We start from the raw sequence: 18,995 nt of genomic DNA on the forward strand, positions 1-18,995 counted from the left end.
CAAAGCCGCCCGAACGCTTCGGACAGCTTTTGCTTATTTCTCACGGCTCATGGGCAGACGCACCGTAAACACCGTTCTATACACGTCACTGTCTGCCGATATACTTCCGCCATGCAGTTCGACGATATTTTTAGCGATCGCCAATCCGATCCCGGAGCCCCCGGTATGACCAGCCCGTGATTTTTCCACCCGGTAGAACCGGTTGAATAGATGCGGAAGATCCGCCTCAGGAATCGCTTCCCCATAATTGATGACCTCTGTAACAACCTCATCCCCGTCGATCCAGCCGCGAATATCGATCAATCGGCCGGCGCTCCCATACCGGATGGCATTCGTAAACAGGTTCTCGTAGACTCTCCGCAGCTTGTCCGTATCCGCTAAAATATTCAGCGGGTGTGCCGGCATAAAGAGACGGCATTCCATATTATTCTCCTGCAGCTGCCAGCCAAAATGGGCGGAAATCTGATGGAGCAGCTCGGCCAGATTAATCCGGCTCGGGATCAGCTTCATTTCTTTCCCCTGCAGTCGGGTGTATTCGAACAAGTCCTGCACCAGTTGCTTCAATCGCAAGGATTCCTCATAAGCCATATTGATATAGTATCGAAGCTCAACCTCATCCCGATAGCGGTCCTGATCAATTAGTCCAAGGTACCCGGTGATCGTTGTCAGCGGTGTCCGCAAATCATGGGAGACATTCGTAATTAACTCATTCTTGGTCTGCTCAGCCTTGCGCTCCTCTTCCATGGAGGTACGCATTCTGTCCAGCATTCGGTTAATATCCGTTGCGAGCTGCCCAAGCTGGCCTACATTCTCAACCGGAATTTTGGCATTGGAGCCCTGCTCGATCTTGTGCACGCCCTCAATAAGCTGGTCCAGATACTTGTGCTCATGGCGCCGGACGCTTCTTCTATAGAAATACAACGAGAACAGCAGCATGATCGGAACGCCTGCCAGGTAATAGGCTAATGGAAAGCCAATATTCACGTTAACCCAGTAAATAAAAGAATTAAACGAAATTGTCGGCAGGAAAAAATAGAACAATCGGGCTGTTACGACCAGCAGCAGAAGCGAAATCAAGGAAGCAACGACGGTCCAAAATAGCCATGCTAAAAACCTGAGGCTAGCCTTCAATTTTATAGCCAACCCCCCATACGGTTCTAATCAGCTTCTCCCCGTCCATTTCCTTCTCCAGCTTGTCCCGGAGCCGGCTGATATGTACAGTGACCGAGTTATTGCTCTCAAAATACTTATCCTTCCAGATCAGCTCGAAAATTTCTTCCGATCCGAAAACCCTGCCCGGATGGCTTGCCAGCAAATGCAAGATGCTGAATTCGATCGGGGTCAGCTTGACCGGCCGTCCATCCACGGAGGCTATATGAGTCTCCTTGTCAATATGAAGCGAACCGAGCGTGATCAGATGATCGGAAGCCTGCTGAGGCGGCTGACTGAAATAAGAAGAGCGCCGCAACAGCGATTTGACTCTGGCCACCAGCTCCAGCGGATTGAACGGCTTCACCATATAATCGTCCGCACCCGTCATCAGCCCGGTAATTTTATCCATGTCCCCATCCTTGGCGCTAAGCATCAGAATCGGGGTGGTCAAGGTCTCGCGAATTTTCAGACAAACGGAGATGCCGTCGAGTCCCGGCATCATTACGTCCAGAATGATCAGATCAATCGGAAGCTCTTCCACCATTTCCAGCGCCTGTAGTCCGTTGCCTGTACGGTGTACCGTAAATCCTTCATTCAGCATATAAATCTCTATTAGTTTAGCGATTTTCTCATCATCATCAACAATCAAAATTTGCTTACTCATAAGTAACTCATCCTTTTAGTTGCATGAAATGGCATGACCATCAACAATCATACCATGCCACGTGCATGGTAAAACAAACAAAAAAGTTAAAAAAGGATTACGAACCTTTAAGATAGCTACTGGCTTACAGGTTCTCTACTTCAACGCTGATGACATGATCGATTTGTCTGATGAACTGATAAATTTCCGTGGTGAGCTCCCTTTCTGATGCAGCGATGACCATGTCCACCCGATGCTTGCCTTCTTCCAGATCCTTGATCTTCAATCGGCGGATCCGATGCTGCGGCGCCTTAACTGCACGGCTGCCTTCATCCTTGCGTTCGATAATCCGAATCAGCATGGACAAGTCGCCCTCCGCCTCCATCACGACTTTGATGGATACATCCCGTTGATTCAGCTTATATGGCCCGACCCATTTAATGAGATAAGGAATGAAATTAACGGAAAGCATCAGCAGGATGACGGTCAATCCTGCCTCCCAATAGAATCCGGCTCCAATCGCAATCCCGATCCCCGAGGCCGCCCAGATCATCGCCGCGGAGGTCAGCCCGGAAATCCCTTCATTACTGCGGCGCAAAATGGCCCCGGCTCCAAGAAAACCAATGCCGCTGACAACCTGTGCTGCAAGCCGCATCGGGTCCATATTCGGATGGTCTGGTCCTGCAAAGACCTCAAATGCCTCAATAGATACGATTGTAACGAGACAGCTGGCGATACAAATGACCATGCTTGTCTTAATTCCCAGCGGCTTCTGCTTTAATTGGCGATCAATCCCGATAAACAAGCCAAACAGCATCGCTAAGGTCAATTTGAATATCATTCCCAGCTCGACAACTTCCATGATTCGTTAATCGCTCCCTGTCTCTTCTCATGTCAATCTTTGATCCATTATATGATAAGACTGCTCACAGCGAAAGCCATGCCGATGAAGACCATGCACAACAAAATTCCTACCGCTACATTCCCCTCTTTCAAAGCATCCGAAACTTTGATCGTAGGCGTCACCCATTCAAAAATCCAATATACGGCGATCAGACAGATATATCCCACCGCAAACCAGAGAATCATGAACCAGATCGAGGAATTCGTATACGCTGAGACGCCTAGAATGATGGCCGTACCAATAAATTTGCCGCCCATAGCCAGTGCAGCGGCTTTATTGCCACGCTTTAATTCCTCCATATCATTATAAGGCGTCATCCAGTTGAAAATGACCATCCCTAACAATTGAAGCCCGATCATGATGGCAATACTGATGACAATATTGACAAGAATCATGGATTTGCCCACCCCCGGAATTTAGCATAAGTCAAATCGTAATCTGCGAAATCATGGACTTCCTCCAGCACTACCGCAACCTCCTGTGCGCTCTTCAGCTGCTCATACCGCGCATCATCAACAGGCTGCTTCACCCGGTTGCCTGTCGGAAGCTCCAGCACCGCAAAATTACGGGTGTCCCCGTTATATTCGGTCTTGTAGACCCCCACCAGTCCAACCTCCGTCGTAACAGCAACCTTAAGCTCAGCCAGATCCTTCTCCGCAGAGAATTGATCTGAGTAAGATTTAAGGGTGCTCCACGCTGACAGGCGGATTTCATTCTTCTGACTCTCATCGGTCGTGAGCTCTGCGTCCATGAATTGAAGAATCCAGATCGTATCTCCAGTCGCATAGTTTCCGTCGTTTGGAAGCAGTTCGTTATCCGGAAGCAAAGTCATGTCACTCCCGACAAGATCACCGACTGTGGCTTCCTGAATCCGGTAGTCCCATGGAACTCTGGAGGCCTCCACAGTCTGCTCACTGCCCGTTCCCGTATGCAGCACGCCCGATGCCCCGCAGCCGCTCAAGAGCAGCACCAGGCAGACCAATAGCACTGTAAGCTTGGTTTTACTATTCATGGCTGTCCACTCCTATCGCGATAAAATGGCTCGTATTCCCCGTGATGAGTCCGCCTGCTCTGCCTAACAATCCGCAGGGCTCTCCATTAATGACAAACATGCCTGTCAGCAGATGCAGCTTGCCTGCACTCGTCTCCACAACCGCCAAGTCCGCTCTCTTCTGATAGACAGACGGGAATAGCACGCTGCTGTCGAATCCATCATCATCCTCCGCCTCCAGCATCCCTTCAGGATCATACATCCGCACGGAGCCTCCTTCCCGGCCAAACATCGATTTGGACACAAAATCTCCGGAGAACAACGGTTTATTATAGGTAGGAAGCATATATTTGGAAATGAATTCCCGCTCCTGGGCATTATAAAGAAGCCCCAGTTCATACAGCCCCCATACCGCGGCAAGCAACCCCTTGGACTGGAGTATGAGGCTGTGCGGTGAATTGAACAAGATCAACCGGCCCGTCTCCAAAGCATAGGCCATTGCCTCTCCAGCATCATCCACGGCCATCCATTCTTTAGGATACAGGGCGAACAAGCGCTCAATAATGTCCCCCTTCTTGTTCTTCAAATATCCCTCATCAAACCAAAGCTCACGACAATCCTCACAGATCATCTCGCGTCCGCTATGCTTTACCAGTGCCTCGATCGTCCCGCTATCTTCAAAATGCTCGCCATAACCTACGCAAGCTGCGCGTTCAGGCTGTTCCTTGCTCCAGGCCTCTGCAACAAGTTGCGGCATTCCTTCATTCACAGTCTTGTAACCCGCCTGAGTTAACAGCCACGGTGTAGCGATAGAGGCTTCTACATACCCGGTAGGCGTATCGGCGTTCAGCTCCAGCAGCTTGATCGCTCCGGACTGGGAGACGGCAAAATCGAATCGGGCATACCTGCTGATCAGGCCTTCTTCCGGCATCGGAAGGATATCCAGCAAATCCCACAACAGCGGCGGAATCCCTATCAGCTCGTATAAATCTCTTTTTCCATGCACATATCTTGCCGCCTTGTCGAGAATGCGCCAGAGCGCGCGAGAAGCCTCATTCAATTCCTCATAGACTGTTCTGTCCATCAGGATGATATGATCCAGCCAATATTCCTCTTCCTCCAGATTTGCCCATGTAAAACCAAGTCCCTCCAATACCTTGACACGTGCTTCCCGATCAGCAGCAGGCCCGCCTGCGACCCTGAATGTCTGTCTGCTCATCCGCCGAAAAATCCCTTGCTCGTGCCCGAGCCGCTCTTGGAGCTGGAGGAAGAACCAAGGCTGCCGGAATTACCGCCGATGCCGCCGCTTGTCGATGAGGTGGAACGGCGGATGATAGAGCCCTTCGTTGACGTCGAGGTCTTCGGAGGAACGACCGACCCGGCTACAGGCTTGCTCTGAAAAGAACCGCTGGAATAAGTACGCGGCGTATATGGTGTCGTTGTACCTGGATAGTAGCCTTTATTATTCTTGTGCCAGGTAGAGCTGGAATAGTTCGTTCCGCTATTAAAAAGCAAATGATACAGCAGCAGATCATCCCAGCCAAAGCCTCCGTATCCGCCATAGTGGTTGACAATCGTCGTTCCGCCTGAAGTTTCTTCCTGGCCGCTCTGCTCCTCGGCTGGAATCGGCAGGCTCCAGTCCACATTTTGATCAAAATAGGCTTTAACCTCTTCACTGGACCATTCCACCAATGTCGGTTCGGACGACCCGCTTCCCGATGCCAATGCAGGCTCTCCCGGAATCAGAAACGCATTGGCCAGCAGGGCAATCCCTAGCGATGTGGATAGTACGCGCACCGGCTTCCCTTCAGAAGAGAACAGTCTGCTGTTCTCCTGTGTCTTCGGGGTTGATTCTTTATTCGCCACAGCTAACTCCCTCCTCCATTGTTTAGTGATTTCTAATAGGAACGAGCAAAAGCTCTAAAACCTGTGTATCAATATTTAATCGGCCTTCAACCGTTTCATATTCCCGATCCTGTATCACTATATAATTGACATGCTCCAGTGCACCGATCATAGCCGGACTCCAAAGGCGCTCATCAATTTCATTCAGCGATCCGTCTGCGCTTTTTTCGTACATTTTTACAATCATCCCTTGTTCCATGTCTGATTTCATCCTTTCCAGTGCTCAATTCATAATAACTGATACGGGAGTAGCCGGGAAGAGTTTCATCACTACGCAAAAGAGGCCGCACCCGGAAAGAGATCCGGATACGGCCCGTGGCTTGATATTCTTATTAGAACGAAGCTGCCAATTCAGCGGCTTGCTTCACGCCGTCTTGTACGATCGATTCGGCGCGGTCTGGGAATTGGTTATGTCCTTCGACGATAACCGTCTCCGGATTTGTGATTCCCCAGAAGGCAAGCGTAGCCTTCAGGTAATTCATGGACATTTCAATGTTCGCCATTGGTCCTTCGCTGTAAATACCGCCGCGCGCTTGAAGCAGAACAACCTTCTTGTCGCCTACGAGGCCAACCGGGCCTTGCTCGGTATACTTAAAGGTTTTACCCGCTTGATTCAGGTAGAAGAGGTATGTCAGCAGCTGTGCAGGAATGGTGAAGTTCCACAGCGGGAATGCAAATACCACTTTATCTGCTGCCAGGAACTGGTCCAGATATGTATTTGCAAGATCTGCTGCTCTCTGCTCTTCAGGTGTAGTCTCAATTCCGCGTCCAAGCTTGAACAGACCACTCATCATATCATTATCGAAGTAAGGCAGGTTCGCCTCAAATACGTTCAATTCTGTAATCGTATCTTCCGGATGGTTCTCCTTATATGATTGCAAGAAGCTTTCATACAGCTTTACAGTAGCCGATTGGTCAACCGGGCGATTATTTGCTTTGATAAATAAGACATGGGACATTCTGGATATACCTCCTGATGATATAGACTTACAATTATTCTCTAACTGTAATAAGTATAGTACATGATCAGAATGACCCTGTCAAAGTCAAATTATTACATTTTCATGGTTATTACGAAAATATTTCAGGTTATTCAGCAAGTTTCGCGTGATATTGACGCGCAGCAGAAACCATGCTTTTCAATGCCGCAACGCTCTCCTTCAATCCGCCGAGATCATGCATAATTATCAGTTGCAGCCTTTTGCAGCAATCCTATGCAGCGATCCAGATCTGCTTTGACCTGCTTCTTATAAAGTTTAGCTTTTTCGTAGCCGTCATCCGTAAACTGATATAACACGATCTCCTGAAAATCAACGCTGGGATCTACCCCTTTTAACTGCTTCGTCCGATAAAGTATTCCTTCCTGGACCAGCTCATGGAGTGCCCGGTATACCTCGCTTTGGGGCGGCACATATCCGAATGGCTTGAACTCCTCCTTCAACTGATCTAGCATTTGATAGCCGTATCCCCGTTGTTGTTCTACCTTGGTAATTAGAAATAACTTGATATAAGCTCGTTGCGCGATTAGAAAGGCCAATTCAAGCCCTCCCTTCCCTGATTTTAATGCCAGCTCCTATATTTAGGTTCACTATACGTTGAATTTCCGCTTAAAACAAGTAAATAAAAGAGTAAGTATGAGGATGGTAAGGGGATGCAGTGAGGAACTAGAAAAGTTGGTTTTGTTGTTGTGAATTTTTCATATGATGAATTATTGTAATAAGGGTTATATGTAACGCTATCTCGCCCAAAATAGGGGCTCTGTCTGGGACAAAATAGGATGAGTAAAAAGTGCCGCCCCTACCTCGCATATTTTGTATCCTCGTAGCAGCAGGGAGCCTCTGAGCCCTCGACTTAGGCTCGTCGGTACAATGGGTTACTCATAACGCGACAAATTTAGTGACATAAGGCATTAAAATTGCTGGGGAGGGAGCCCATGCGGTGATTTTAGTGACATAAGGCATTAAAATTCCTAGTGAGGGTGTTCATGCAGCGATTTTAGTGACATAAGGCATTAAAATTCCTAGTGAGGGTGTTCATGCGGCGATTTTAGTGACATAAGGCACTAAAATTGCTGGGGCGGGAGTATCCTTTTTGTGTCTCACTGAAAAAGGCGAAACAAAAAAAAGTCGGACGGAAAACTATATGTTTTCTCGTCCAACTTTTTAGGGGGCCTAATGGACGGCCCCGAAAATTATGTTTTGCAGATTACAGCATTTTCTTGATTTCATCCTTGATCGATTCCGATTGAGGTCCGAACACAACCTGTACGGCGCCCTTGCCAAGTCTCATTACCCCGGATGCACCAAGCTGTTTCAAGGCACTATCATTAACTTTCTTTTCATCCTTGACTACCAGGCGAAGACGAGTAATGCAAGCATCAACCGATTCAACATTGGACGGTCCGCCGATATGGGTCAGGATTTTAGCAGAGCGGCTGTCTCCCAAGGGAACATCTCCCTCCACTGACTCCTCGTCAGTAATACTCAGATCATCCTCCTCGCGCCCCGGTGTCTTCAAATTCATCTTCACAATGAGGAAGCGGAAGATAACATAATAGAGGACGGCGAACACAAGGCCGATCGGAATTAGCAGCAACGGCTTAGTCGAGATCTGGTAGTTGATTGCATAATCTATGAAGCCTGCTGAAAAGCCAAAGCCCAGCTTCATGCCGAAAGCATAAGTAACAAATGCGGAAATACCCGATAATACGATGTGCACGCCATACAGTACTGGAGCTACGAACATAAAGGCGAATTCAAGCGGCTCGGTGATCCCTGTCAGGAACGATGCGAAGGCCGCACCCAGGAAAATCGAGGATACCAGCTTGCGTCTTTCCGGTTTTGCCGTGTGAATAATCGCAAGAGCCGCTCCCGGAAGACCGAACATCATGATCGGGAAGAAGCCGGTCATGAACATACCTGCCGATGCGTCTCCGGCGAAGAAGCGATGCAGGTCACCATGAATGACTTCACCTGCTGCATTAGTGAAATCACCAATCTGGAACCAAACGATGGAGTTGATAATATGATGGAGGCCAAAAGGAACCAGCAAACGGTTGGCAATGATGTGAACTGCCGAGCCGATACCTCCAAGTCCGGTCACCCAGTTACCGAACACGTCCAAAGCCGCTTGGATCGGGCCCCAGATCAAGCCGCAGATCAAACCGACGATAACCATCGTGAAGGCGGTAACCATCGGAACGAAGCGTTTGCCGCCGAAAAAGCCGAGCCAATCGGGAAGCTTGATTTTATGGTACTTTTTATAAAGAAAAGCCGAAATACAACCAACCAAAATCCCGCCGAGAACCCCCATATTCAATTTCGTATCCGGAGATTGCATCAGATTCGGGAAAATTCCAGGGACTTTATCAAGTACGTCGAGCAGAATCAGTTGCCCAATCACCGCCGAGAGCGCCGCTACTGCGTCTCCAGCAAGACCGATCGCTACCCCGACCGCAAAAATCAAAGGCAGATTATCAAAAATGGTGCCGCCTCCAGCCTCAAGGAATGGAGCAACATACGTATTGAGGAACCCTCCAACACCATCTCCCATGTGAAAATCCTTGATGTAGTCGATACTGCCGAATCGTAGTAAAATGGCTGCCGCTGGTAGCGTTGCGACCGGCAGCATAAGCGACTTCCCTATCTTCTGGAGAAAAGCCAGCATGAAACAATCATCCTTTCAAATTGAATTAGTTATGACTTTAAAACCGCTTTGAAAATGGTATCCCTGCCTGCAGTCACAGGACCGGCATGCATTTCTAGCGTGCTAACCATTTCATCAGCGTTTGTCACCACGATTGGGGTAATCACCGGGTAGCCGGCAGCCTTGATCTGCTCGATGTTAAATTCGATCAGCGTTTGTCCTGCCTTCACTTTGTCGCCGGCTGATACATGGGAAGTAAAGCCCTCTCCCTTGAGCGACACCGTGTTGATCCCGATATGGAATAGAAATTGAATCCCCTCAGCATTTTCAATCATTACGGCGTGGTTAGACTTGATTACATGGACGACCTTTCCTTCGAAAGGAGCGATCAGTTTCCCTTCCGCAGGTTCAATCGCAATCCCCTTCCCCATGTGTCCTGCCGCGAATGCTTCATCAGGTACTTCGGTAAGCGCAACTGCCTTTCCCGTCACTGGTGCTAAAATTTCAAGCGTGCTTGGTTCAGTAGATTTCTTTCTCCATTTTGAAAACATCTCTCTATGCCCTCCTATATCTTATAGAACCCGCTCTCCCGGACGTGCTTCCCAGTTTATATTATGCCTGCCGAGCACTGGTTATATAAAAAGGAACAAAAAAAGCCAAGAAAACGAACCTGACTAACAGGTTCATCCTCTTGGCTCATGCCCATAATCAAATGGTAACACGCCAATCGTACAGCGGTTTGAAGTTCTAGCAACATCATAAGTCAAACAGAATCCTACGTCAACATCATTTTTGAAAGCGGTATCTTATTGAATTCGGGAAGACGGGTCCTCTCCATAGGGATCAGCCATACCGGATAGATACAGATTCGAGTTCAAGGAATGGTTCGTATTGAACGTATCATATACCCGCTGACTGCGGCTATCTTCATCTACCAAGACGAGGATATGTCCTTTATCCAGATATTTCTCATAAGCCTTCGCTTCATCTTCCGGAATACCGAGGCCAATCAAGCCGCCAGCGAGTCCGCCGAGACCGGCTCCGGCAGCCATCCCTGTCAATGCAGCAGCAATCGGTCCGGCCGCTACAATCGGTCCGATACCCGGAATCGCCAAGGCGCCAAGTCCCGCAAGAAGTCCTGCAGTGCCTCCCAACACGCCGCCCGCTGTTGCTCCGACGGCAACGCCTTCGGGTGCCATGGTGCCTGTCTCATCCTGTATCGCTTCCTGATCGCGGCTATCTCTCGTTAACACGGAAATCTCATCAGGTGCGAACCCCTGAGCTTGCAATGATTTAATCGCATCCGTCGCTTCCCGTTCATTTTCGAATACACCTACTATTTTCTTCGCCATTAGGATCAACCTCCTGAAGAATAGGTTACTCCTATATTACCCGGGAGGGCGCGAATCAAACCGTTCTGCACATAACCTAGACCACTAGGAACTCTCACTGCATCAATCATAGTCTTAGCGCGCTCCATCCGGCCGGACTTTACGAGTAGCCTGCGCAGTCGATGGATCATCGGGCCAATAATGCTTAGGATAACGCCCCTTCAGATCCTTTTTGACTTCAAAATAAGTATGCTGCCAAAAGCTTGCCAGATCGGAGGTTACCTGTACCGGACGGCTTGCCGGAGACAATAAATGAAGGGCAACAGGAACTGTTCCGTAGCCGATCCTTGGCGTGTTCAGCATGCCGAATACCTCCTGAAGCCGAACGGCTGCGAAGGGATTTCCTTGACTGTCATACTGCAGCTGAATTTTGGAGCCGCTCGGCACAGTCAGATGGCTTGGAGCTTCCCGATCCAACTCCCGGCACAGTTCCCAGCCAAGCCGCGTCTCGAGGATCGTCAGCATCGGCAAGGATTGCAGATCTCTTTTCTTCTTCATTTCAGTAACATAGGGCAGGAACCATTCCTCCGCCTGCTTCGCTAAGGCCTCATCCGATACATCCGGCCATTTGGAATTCAGTTCTCTCAGAAATAATATTCTTGACTGAAGCTGTCTTGCCTTTGGATTCCATGGCAGGACCTGTGAGCCCTGCTCCGTAATGACCCGAATAAGCGCCTGCTGAATCAAGCCTGGGTCAGGGTTGGGATCCGGGATCTCCTTGAGCACGAGCGCGCCCAGTGTCAGTGTCTTTCTTGCCCGTACAACCCCTGCCTGTTCATCCCACTCAGCTGTCCGGTTCTCTGTGATTTCATCTTGATAGAACTCACTTAACCAGGACTCCTCGAATGGAGCCGCAAGCCATATACGGCTCTCTATGCCCCCATCATCGACATCGGCAATAGCAAGATAGGATTCAGCAGCAAGCGGATCACCACGATGAAAGGCTGCCCCGCGGCCGCTTCTCAGCAGATAGCGGCCATCCGACCGCCGCTTGGCCATCCGATCGGGATAAGCAAAAGAAACAAGCAGGCCGCAGTAGCGCTCCCAATCCGCTTCGGGAGCAGGAGCCGGCCCGCCGGAGAACTGATCAGCCAGCGCTCGCTCCCACTGCTTGCTTGCCAGATCTATTCGGCGCATCGCACCTTCATCCACTAAGAGGGAAGATGCGCCGCCCTTCGGCTTGCGTTCGGACCTTGCCTCCATAAGCGCGCCAAGATGATCCCTCAGGTCTGCGCCGCCCTTAAGCGCGCCGGGCTCCTCCAGCAGACCTGCCAGAAGGCAAGCGGGCCGGGCAAGGCCCAGCGGCCAGGCGCGCAAGAGCATCTGCGCAAGCCGGGGATGGAGGCCCAGCCCGGCCAGGCGCCGGCCATGGGCCATGAGGCGGCCGGCTTGATCGAGCGCGCCAAGCTGGCCAAGCAGCTGGATGGCTTGGCCATAGGGCGCCTGAGGCGGAGGATCGAGCCAGGCAAGCTCGTCCGGGCCGGAGGCGCCCCACGCCGCGAGCTCCAGCGCAAGCGGCGTAAGATCCGCCTCCAGGATCTCCGGAGGCGTTGCGGGGCTTAGCGCCCGGTCCTCCGCCTCGCTCCAGAGGCGGTAGCACACACCGGGCGCTGTGCGGCCGGCACGGCCGCGCCGCTGGTCGGCGGAGTCCCGTGCCGCAGGCACCGTGACAAGCCGACTCATGCCCGTGCGCGGCGAGAACAGCGCGGTGCGCCGCAGGCCGCAGTCGATCACCGCCGTGATACCGGGCACCGTCAGGCTGGTCTCGGCGATCGACGTGGCAAGCACCACCTTGCGGCAGCCTGCCGCCGCCTCGGCAAGAGCACGCTGCTGCTCCTGCTGGGGCAGCGCCCCATACAGCGGCGCAACCTCTACCCCGGGCGGCAATATGCCCCCGGCCAGCGCCGCTTGGGCCCGTCGAATTTCATTCGCGCCGGGCAAGAACACCAGCACGCCGCCCTCCCTCTCGGCCAGCGCCCGCCGCACCGTCCTTGCCACCGCCGCATCCAGCGGCTCCTGGCTCGGACGTCCCGCATAGACCGTCTCGACCGGGTACATCACGCCCCGGCTCTCGACGACCGGCGCGCCGCCAAGCAGCGCCGCAACCGGCTCCGCATCCAGTGTCGCCGACATCACGAGCAGCCGCAGATCATCCCGCAGCAGCTCACGGCTTTGAAGTGTCAACGCCAGCCCAAGATCTGCGTGGATGCTCCGCTCATGAAATTCATCGAATATAATTAGCCCGATCCCGGTCAAGGCGGGGTCATGCTGGAGCATTCGTGTCAGGATTCCTTCGGTTACCACCGTGATTCGCGTGCGGGAAGAGGCCTTGCTCTCGCTTCGGATCCGGTAGCCGACCGTCTCTCCAACCGCCTCGCCAAGCTGTGCAGCCATATAGACAGCTGCTGATCTGGCTGCCATTCTGCGGGGCTCAAGCAGAATTACCCCCATGCCGTGCATCCAGGGCGTTTGGAGCAGCTCCAGCGGTGTCCGGGTTGTCTTTCCCGCTCCCGGCTCAGCGATCAGGACCGCTGCTCCCGAATGTTCCAAATGCTGCTTTATCTCAGGTATGACTTCATCAATCGGCATTCTAATCTGATTCATTCTGATCTCCTTGCTCAGCTTATATCCTTTTCTACGCAGCCTTGTAATTAATATATCATCACAGCAATTTTACCATAGCTGTCATCCCTGATCATGGAATCATTTCCGTCCGATAAAGGCGAGTTCTTTTCGGCATGCAGATTGGCTTGTATAATATTAAAATGACATTTCTTGATACAAGGGGAAGTGAACTGGGATGAATTCAACAAAAAGAGGACGATTCGCACCGACGCCCTCTGGAGACATGCATCTGGGAAACGCAAAAATCGCCCTGCTCTCATGGCTGCAAATGCGTGCGGCAAACGGCGTGTTCCTATTGCGCATTGAGGACATTGATCATCAGCGCTCCAGACCGGAAAAATCCGTGCAAATCATCGACGACCTGTGCTGGCTTGGTCTGGATTGGGATGAAGGCCCCGGAGCTCAAGAACCCCATTCTCCTTATTTTCAGAGCCGGCGGCTGGAGTTGTACGCTGAGGCGCTGAATCGGCTGGAGGCTGAAGGGCTTCTCTACCCATGCTATTGCAGCCGGGCCGAGCTTCATAGCATTGCAGGCGCTCCTCACGGATTGGCATCGGAAGGCGCTCCCTATTCCGGAGCCTGCCGGCAGTTGACGAAGGCAGAGCGTGCTGAGCGCGCTCGAAAGAAGACGCCTTCCCTGCGCTTTGCTCTGCCGGAAGTGCCGCAGGATCAATTACTGCGCTTTCAGGATGGCATTTCCGGAGTTCAGCAATTTCCGCCGGGCCGCGGCGGTGACTTTGTCGTTCGCCGGGCTGACGGCATGTATTCTTATCAGTTAGCCGTAACGGTTGATGATGCCCTGATGGAGATCACGAACGTACTTCGTGGAGATGATCTCTTAGATTCCACACCAAGACAAATCCAGCTCTATCGCGCGCTCGGCTGGGGAGAACAGATCCCTTCTTTTGCTCATGCCCCGTTATTGCTCGGGGCCGATGGCACCAGGCTTGCCAAGCGCCACGGCGATCTGAGTATTGCCGGTCTGCGCAGCGCCGGAGTTCGGCCGACGGCCCTCATAGGGTGGCTTGCATACGTTAGCGGACTTATCGACCGTTTCGAGCCGCTAATGGCTTCAGATTTGATTGCAGAATTCACGCTTGAGAAGATTGATAAGGAACCATTTATCGTGACCGGGCAAGCATTAAGCATACTGTACAAAAACTGAGTTGTGATTCAAGCAAAAAGGGAGACCCGATTTCGGGCTCTCCCTTCCTATTTTTTATAGAGGTTGTTCAAAAAGTCGTCTTTTGATCATGAAGGTTTTCATGAGGATCATTCGACGTAGAATCTCGCGTTCACCCTCGAACTTCAACGGATGCTTACAGGGTATGCTTCCTTAGGAAGCATTTCGCTCATGTAAGGTCTGCCTGCACTCCGTTCCCCTTCTTCGGGTCCCCGCAGCCTTCCCGGTACTGAAAAGCCGACTTTATGAACACGCACTTAGAGCAGTGACTCCGCGCCGTCGATCACAATCCGGGCACCGGTGATATGCTTTGATTCGTCGGATGCAAGAAACGCGACCAGATCAGCCACATTTTCAGGTTGACCGGGACCGTCAGCCAGAGGCTGCGAGCCTTGGGGATATTCAACCGGAATGACAATCTCGTCCAGTTCGTCGCTGACCTCGGTACTCGAATCAATGTTCGTGGCGATAGCACCCGGGCAAATAGAGTTGACCCGGATTTTGAACTTCGCGAGCTCCAATGCCGCCATTTTTGAAAATGCCACCTGCCCTGCCTTTGTCGTACTATAAGCCGTCATTCCAAAGCCGGAGAACCTGTCGTTCCCATTGATCGAGCTGGTAATAATGATGCTTCCGCCGCCTTGCTGTTTTAAATGGGGAACTGTATGTTTAACCGTCAGGAAGGTTCCATTCAGGTTGATTCGCATCGTCCGCTCCCAATCCTCGAAGCTCATCTCTTCCACTGGAGCCAGTGTACCGTTAATTCCAGCGTTGGCGAACACAATATCGATTCCGCCGAAAGCCTCGACAGTCTCATTCACCGCCTGCTCCACCCGCTGCGGATCGGAGATATCAACATCAAATGCCCTGGACACTCCACGGTAAATTTGATTGATTTGGTGTTCGGTTGTGCGCGTTCGATCATTAAGCAGATCAAAGAGCGCAACTTTGGCTCCTTCACTGGCCAGTTTGATTGCAGCCGCTTTGCCGATCCCGGAGCCCGCGCCTGTCACAATTGCCGTCTTGCCCTGAAATCGTTGACGGATTCCGTTATTTTCAGCCATGATGATACACGCTCCTATTTTCAGTATGGGGAATTGACTTAGGTTAGCACCTGTCTCAAGATTACCCATAAAGGGGGGCGTTTTAATCACCGAACAAGCTTATAAATCCCTCGTACCGTATGCTTTGCATGAGATAATATAGGAAATGACGGAGGCCAAAAGCGTCAGCAGGATCAGAAAAATCCAGGATAAGCCCGGCTGCGCAAGAAATCTGTCCTGTAAAAACTGAGAATCCGATTCTGTCAGCAGCCAGGTCGCAGCTCCATTCGCCAGCATAATCGTGATCATCATCACGACATTTACCACTTGAAACCCCTTGAGCCCAAGCCAGTAGAAGAAAGGCAGATAAATGGACAAAAAAATAATCATGGAAAGAAAGGTTCCCGCAATCAGCATCAAATCTAAATGAACCGGGCGTCCGTACAGCAAATCGGAAGCAAAATTCATAGCTGTTGAAATCAGCACTGCTGCCACGATAAAGATCATTGAAGAGAGATATTTGGACAAGACAAGACGATTCCTTGGAACGGGCAGGCTAACCAAGAACTGTTGTGCTGAACGCTGCGAATCCGAGCTAATGCCTAGAATGAGCAATAATCCCGGGAACAGACTGTAAATGAGGGTCTGATTATCCTTCTGCACTACTCCCGAGAAGACAATCGCATAAATGGCCAAAAGCCAGATAAAACGCCGAATTAACAAAATGTCTTTTCTCACCAAGCCTCCAATGCTATGCATATGCCTTCCCTCCCTTAGCCGTATAATACATAATATCTTCAAGTGTTGGCTGGTGATAAAGGGCGCTGCTGCCAAAGATCGATTGGAGCCGGCTGCCGTCAGCAGTAAGTCCCTCGAATCCAAAATCCGTCTCACGCAGTCCGATAAACTCCTTACGGGTATCTGCGTCAAGCAGCTCCTTGCTGCCCTTAACAATCAAATGCCGTTCAAGGATCTCGTCCTTTGTCTCGGAGAAGACCAGCTTTCCCCGATGAATGAAGGTAATATAGTCCGCTACCTTATCCAGATCCGTCGTCAAATGGGTTGAGAACAGTACCGTCCGCTTCTCATCCTGAATGAATTCCGCCAACAAATCGAGCAGCTCTCTGCGGAATACCGGGTCCAGACCTGCCGTTGGCTCATCCATAATGAGCAGGTCCGGATGATGTGAAAACGCTAGTGCCAAAGCAAATTTTGTCTTCATTCCCTTCGAGCAGTCCTTGATCTTTTTCTTTACAGGCAGTTCAAAGCGATCCAGATATTCCTTAAATATCTCTTCATCCCAGCGAGGATAGAACGATTTGAAAATCTCCTTCATTTGCCCAAGGGATAAGCAGTCATAGTAAATATTCTCATCCGAAACATAACCAATATTCGCTCTATATGCTGCTCCGGCAATCCCTGCTCTTTCCCCGTGAATGGTGATGCTGCCTTGATCTGGCGCGACCATCCCCATCAGCATTTTAATGAATGTACTCTTACCCGCACCGTTTGGACCAATTAGCCCGGTGATATAACCCCTCGGCACAGAAAACGACACCTGTTCCAGCGCAAAACCACTCATTCGCTTGCTCAATCCCTGAACATCAATTGCTGTCATACCCGATCTCTCCTTCTTGATCCAATAATCTGATCCAATCGATAAGCTCATTCGTACTTAACGGAATGCTGCGGCACTCGGTAAGCAATTCCTGAATTCTCTCTTCGATCAGGCGCATCCGTTGTTCACGGATAAACTCCGGACTGCCTCCCGATACGAAAGACCCCTTGCCTACCATGGAGTCGATTAGCCCTTCAGATTCCAGCTCGCTGTAAGCGCGCTTGGTCGTAATGACACTAATCTGCAGATCCTTCGCAAGCTGCCGGATCGACGGCAACGGAGTTCCCGGAAGCAATTCTCCTTGCAATATGCTAGCCCTTATCTGTCTCACGATTTGCAAGTAGATAGGCTCTCCTGAAGAGGGATTCAATAATATATTCATTCGGCTCATCACCGCCCCATCCACTAAAGTGTATATATACAATATACACATTATACACATTGAACGCAACAAAAAACCTCACCTAATTTAGATGAGGTCTATGATACGTAACGCATTTAAAGACATTCATTAGGTGCTTCGACTGATGAAGAATGCATCAGCCACAGCTCCAGCATCTCCTGAAATTTATGTCGGCTTGAAGGAGAAGCGATCAGCCAATCCTCCCTGTCCCCTGTGCTTTCTCGCAGGATCCAGTTCATATGATCCGTAGAGACGAATCGCACCTGATGAAGCTCCAGCTTCTCGCAGCCCGAATGCCTGCCATAGAATAGAATCTCCCCATGAGAGCCGGGCCGCTTCAGACTTCTGGCAAGGGCGATGCTGCCCTCATGATCCCCGGAATTGATGGCCAGTCTGTTCATGAGTTCATCCAGTTCCATCTCCTTCAAGCGGGAGATCAAGGTATCATACTCATTTCTGGACAGCAGCATCGCAGGCAAATCCGCTTGATCCTCCTCAGTCCGTATACTCTGACAAGTCTTTTTTGCCCATGCATGACATAACGATTCCCATACTTGCTCTCCGCACAGCTTAAACGAGGAGGAAGCTTCTCCCATCCGTTCACCAAATATAACCTGCTCTTCACAGCAATGAATGAATTCTTCTCCGGCTTGTTCCTCCAAATGATAACGCATCCAACATCCGCGAAAGGAAGAGGCCGTTAAATCAGATACCCAAGCAGGCAGTCTGTCAGGTGCTTGCTCCCAACCATTCGAAGATAAATCCAGTCTGTTCAACACCTCGCCGATTCCCCAACGGCAAGCGGCCCTGTACAATTCTTCGGCAGATAGAGTTACTTCTTTTCTCTCCGTCACAAAATCCTCCTGCATATTCACTCCTCCTTGTTCAAGCCGAAAGTTGATAGATTACATTATAATTGTTACTCCGTCACAAAACATTAATCGAATTATAATGTTATCTTAATGAATTTTTAAGATTTCTACTTTACAATGTTTACAATGAGACCACTGTATAGAGGTGATTAACTATGAGAATTCTAATAACTTTCCAAGACAACCAAGTACCCGTATATTTTAATACCGATACCAAGCAACCTGTACAGCGCACCTTGAGACTGCTGACCAGCGCGCTCGAGAACAAATATCTGTTTGGTAAAAACGCGCTGAAAAAATGTCTGGCCTCACTCATCAGTATTGAAATCGAAGGCTCCGAGGCTATCCTTCACAGTCAGAGCGAATTTGATTCACTTGCCCTGTCGCTTTATTAAATTTAAACCAAACGATGATCCAATAAGAAGAAGCAGCCGCCGGAGCCTTCCGGCGGCTGCTTCTTTATTTCTGGATGGCTTCTTCCTCTCCCAACGCCTTTTCAATCCGGATCAACAACAGCTTCAATAAATTGATCCGCATCGGCTCATAGGTACAGGTGTTAATTTTATAGATCAGGAAGCGATCAATCCCCATTTCCATCCCCTCCTTGGAATTCAGTCTCA

Annotated in this window: 22 protein-coding genes; 2 read left to right on the top strand and 20 right to left on the bottom strand. The window is 50.4% G+C overall.

Features of this window, described 5'->3' with window-relative positions; translation table 11 throughout:
* Positions 1-33: 33 nt before the first annotated feature.
* The 14 genes from KQJ23_RS16650 to hrpB all read right to left on the bottom strand — a co-directional run bounded on the left by KQJ23_RS16650 (position 34) and on the right by hrpB (position 13,235).
* Complete coding sequence (locus tag KQJ23_RS16650) at positions 34-1,143, bottom strand: sensor histidine kinase (protein WP_249529838.1); 1,110 nt, start codon at positions 1,141-1,143, stop codon at positions 34-36.
* Entirely contained in the window at positions 1,121-1,816 is a 696-nt protein-coding gene (locus tag KQJ23_RS16655; protein ID WP_216480035.1) for a response regulator transcription factor, read from the bottom strand. Before KQJ23_RS16655 ends, KQJ23_RS16650 begins: the two co-directional genes overlap by 23 nt.
* A gap of 124 nt (positions 1,817-1,940) precedes the next feature.
* The gene (locus tag KQJ23_RS16660; RefSeq protein WP_216480036.1) at positions 1,941-2,657 is read right to left on the bottom strand and encodes an MgtC/SapB family protein; all 717 of its coding nucleotides are present in this window, start codon (positions 2,655-2,657) and stop codon (positions 1,941-1,943) included.
* A 47-nt stretch (positions 2,658-2,704) separates the two neighbouring features.
* Positions 2,705-3,094: a DUF350 domain-containing protein gene (locus KQJ23_RS16665; protein ID WP_216480037.1), complete on the bottom strand. Its 390-nt coding sequence runs from the start codon at positions 3,092-3,094 to the stop codon at positions 2,705-2,707.
* Positions 3,091-3,711, bottom strand: a complete 621-nt coding sequence (locus KQJ23_RS16670; protein WP_216480038.1) for a hypothetical protein — start codon at positions 3,709-3,711, stop codon at positions 3,091-3,093. Before KQJ23_RS16670 ends, KQJ23_RS16665 begins: the two co-directional genes overlap by 4 nt.
* On the bottom strand, positions 3,704-4,909 hold the full coding sequence (locus KQJ23_RS16675; protein ID WP_216480039.1) for a glutathionylspermidine synthase family protein: 1,206 nt from the start codon (positions 4,907-4,909) through the stop codon (positions 3,704-3,706). The genes KQJ23_RS16670 and KQJ23_RS16675 overlap by 8 nt, the downstream gene beginning before the upstream one ends.
* Positions 4,906-5,556 carry a hypothetical protein gene (locus KQJ23_RS16680; protein WP_216480040.1) on the bottom strand — a complete coding sequence of 217 codons (651 nt, stop codon included), beginning with the start codon at positions 5,554-5,556 and terminating at the stop codon, positions 4,906-4,908. The genes KQJ23_RS16675 and KQJ23_RS16680 overlap by 4 nt, the downstream gene beginning before the upstream one ends.
* Before the next feature lie 22 nt (positions 5,557-5,578).
* Positions 5,579-5,794, bottom strand: coding sequence for a hypothetical protein (locus tag KQJ23_RS16685; protein WP_216480041.1), 216 nt, complete (start codon positions 5,792-5,794; stop codon positions 5,579-5,581).
* 133 nt (positions 5,795-5,927) lie between these two features.
* Positions 5,928-6,554 (bottom strand): FMN-dependent NADH-azoreductase, encoded by a 627-nt coding sequence (locus tag KQJ23_RS16690; protein ID WP_044478473.1) that lies wholly within the window; start codon positions 6,552-6,554, stop codon positions 5,928-5,930.
* 215 nt (positions 6,555-6,769) lie between these two features.
* Entirely contained in the window at positions 6,770-7,132 is a 363-nt protein-coding gene (locus KQJ23_RS16695) for a replication termination protein (protein ID WP_216480042.1), read from the bottom strand.
* Positions 7,133-7,800: 668 nt separating this feature from the next.
* Positions 7,801-9,261 carry an N-acetylglucosamine-specific PTS transporter subunit IIBC gene (gene nagE, locus KQJ23_RS16700; RefSeq protein ID WP_216480043.1) on the bottom strand — a complete coding sequence of 487 codons (1,461 nt, stop codon included), beginning with the start codon at positions 9,259-9,261 and terminating at the stop codon, positions 7,801-7,803.
* A gap of 29 nt (positions 9,262-9,290) precedes the next feature.
* Positions 9,291-9,791: a PTS sugar transporter subunit IIA gene (locus KQJ23_RS16705; protein WP_216480044.1), complete on the bottom strand. Its 501-nt coding sequence runs from the start codon at positions 9,789-9,791 to the stop codon at positions 9,291-9,293.
* A 255-nt stretch (positions 9,792-10,046) separates the two neighbouring features.
* Positions 10,047-10,592, bottom strand: a complete 546-nt coding sequence (locus tag KQJ23_RS16710; RefSeq protein WP_216480045.1) for a general stress protein — start codon at positions 10,590-10,592, stop codon at positions 10,047-10,049.
* Positions 10,593-10,706: 114 nt separating this feature from the next.
* Positions 10,707-13,235 carry an ATP-dependent helicase HrpB gene (gene hrpB, locus KQJ23_RS16715; protein WP_216480046.1) on the bottom strand — a complete coding sequence of 843 codons (2,529 nt, stop codon included), beginning with the start codon at positions 13,233-13,235 and terminating at the stop codon, positions 10,707-10,709.
* 196 nt (positions 13,236-13,431) lie between these two features.
* On the opposite strand from hrpB, the gene gluQRS reads away from it, so the two are divergent.
* The gene (gene gluQRS, locus KQJ23_RS16720) at positions 13,432-14,421 is read left to right on the top strand and encodes a tRNA glutamyl-Q(34) synthetase GluQRS (RefSeq protein ID WP_216480047.1); all 990 of its coding nucleotides are present in this window, start codon (positions 13,432-13,434) and stop codon (positions 14,419-14,421) included.
* A 275-nt stretch (positions 14,422-14,696) separates the two neighbouring features.
* Here the strand turns inward: gluQRS and KQJ23_RS16725 are convergent, their stop codons facing one another.
* The 5 genes from KQJ23_RS16725 to KQJ23_RS16745 form a co-directional block, all read right to left on the bottom strand.
* On the bottom strand, positions 14,697-15,503 hold the full coding sequence (locus tag KQJ23_RS16725; protein WP_216480048.1) for an SDR family oxidoreductase: 807 nt from the start codon (positions 15,501-15,503) through the stop codon (positions 14,697-14,699).
* Positions 15,504-15,602: 99 nt separating this feature from the next.
* A complete protein-coding gene (locus tag KQJ23_RS16730; RefSeq protein ID WP_216480049.1) occupies positions 15,603-16,241 on the bottom strand; it encodes an ABC-2 transporter permease in 639 nt (212 codons plus the stop codon).
* Positions 16,234-17,100, bottom strand: a complete 867-nt coding sequence (locus KQJ23_RS16735) for an ABC transporter ATP-binding protein (protein ID WP_216480050.1) — start codon at positions 17,098-17,100, stop codon at positions 16,234-16,236. The genes KQJ23_RS16730 and KQJ23_RS16735 overlap by 8 nt, the downstream gene beginning before the upstream one ends.
* A complete protein-coding gene (locus KQJ23_RS16740; protein WP_216480051.1) occupies positions 17,087-17,482 on the bottom strand; it encodes a GntR family transcriptional regulator in 396 nt (131 codons plus the stop codon). Before KQJ23_RS16740 ends, KQJ23_RS16735 begins: the two co-directional genes overlap by 14 nt.
* Before the next feature lie 116 nt (positions 17,483-17,598).
* Positions 17,599-18,372: a hypothetical protein gene (locus KQJ23_RS16745; protein WP_216480052.1), complete on the bottom strand. Its 774-nt coding sequence runs from the start codon at positions 18,370-18,372 to the stop codon at positions 17,599-17,601.
* A 158-nt stretch (positions 18,373-18,530) separates the two neighbouring features.
* Between KQJ23_RS16745 and KQJ23_RS16750 the strand changes: the two genes are divergently transcribed.
* Entirely contained in the window at positions 18,531-18,770 is a 240-nt protein-coding gene (locus tag KQJ23_RS16750) for a hypothetical protein (protein ID WP_212938432.1), read from the top strand.
* 64 nt (positions 18,771-18,834) lie between these two features.
* On the opposite strand, the gene KQJ23_RS24000 is transcribed toward KQJ23_RS16750, so the two are convergent.
* Positions 18,835-18,966, bottom strand: coding sequence for a hypothetical protein (locus tag KQJ23_RS24000; RefSeq protein ID WP_262362620.1), 132 nt, complete (start codon positions 18,964-18,966; stop codon positions 18,835-18,837).
* Between the last annotated feature and the right edge of the window lie 29 nt (positions 18,967-18,995).

Source organism: Paenibacillus brevis (assembly GCF_018919145.1).
GTDB classification, from domain to species: Bacteria; Bacillota; Bacilli; order Paenibacillales; family Paenibacillaceae; genus Fontibacillus; species Fontibacillus brevis.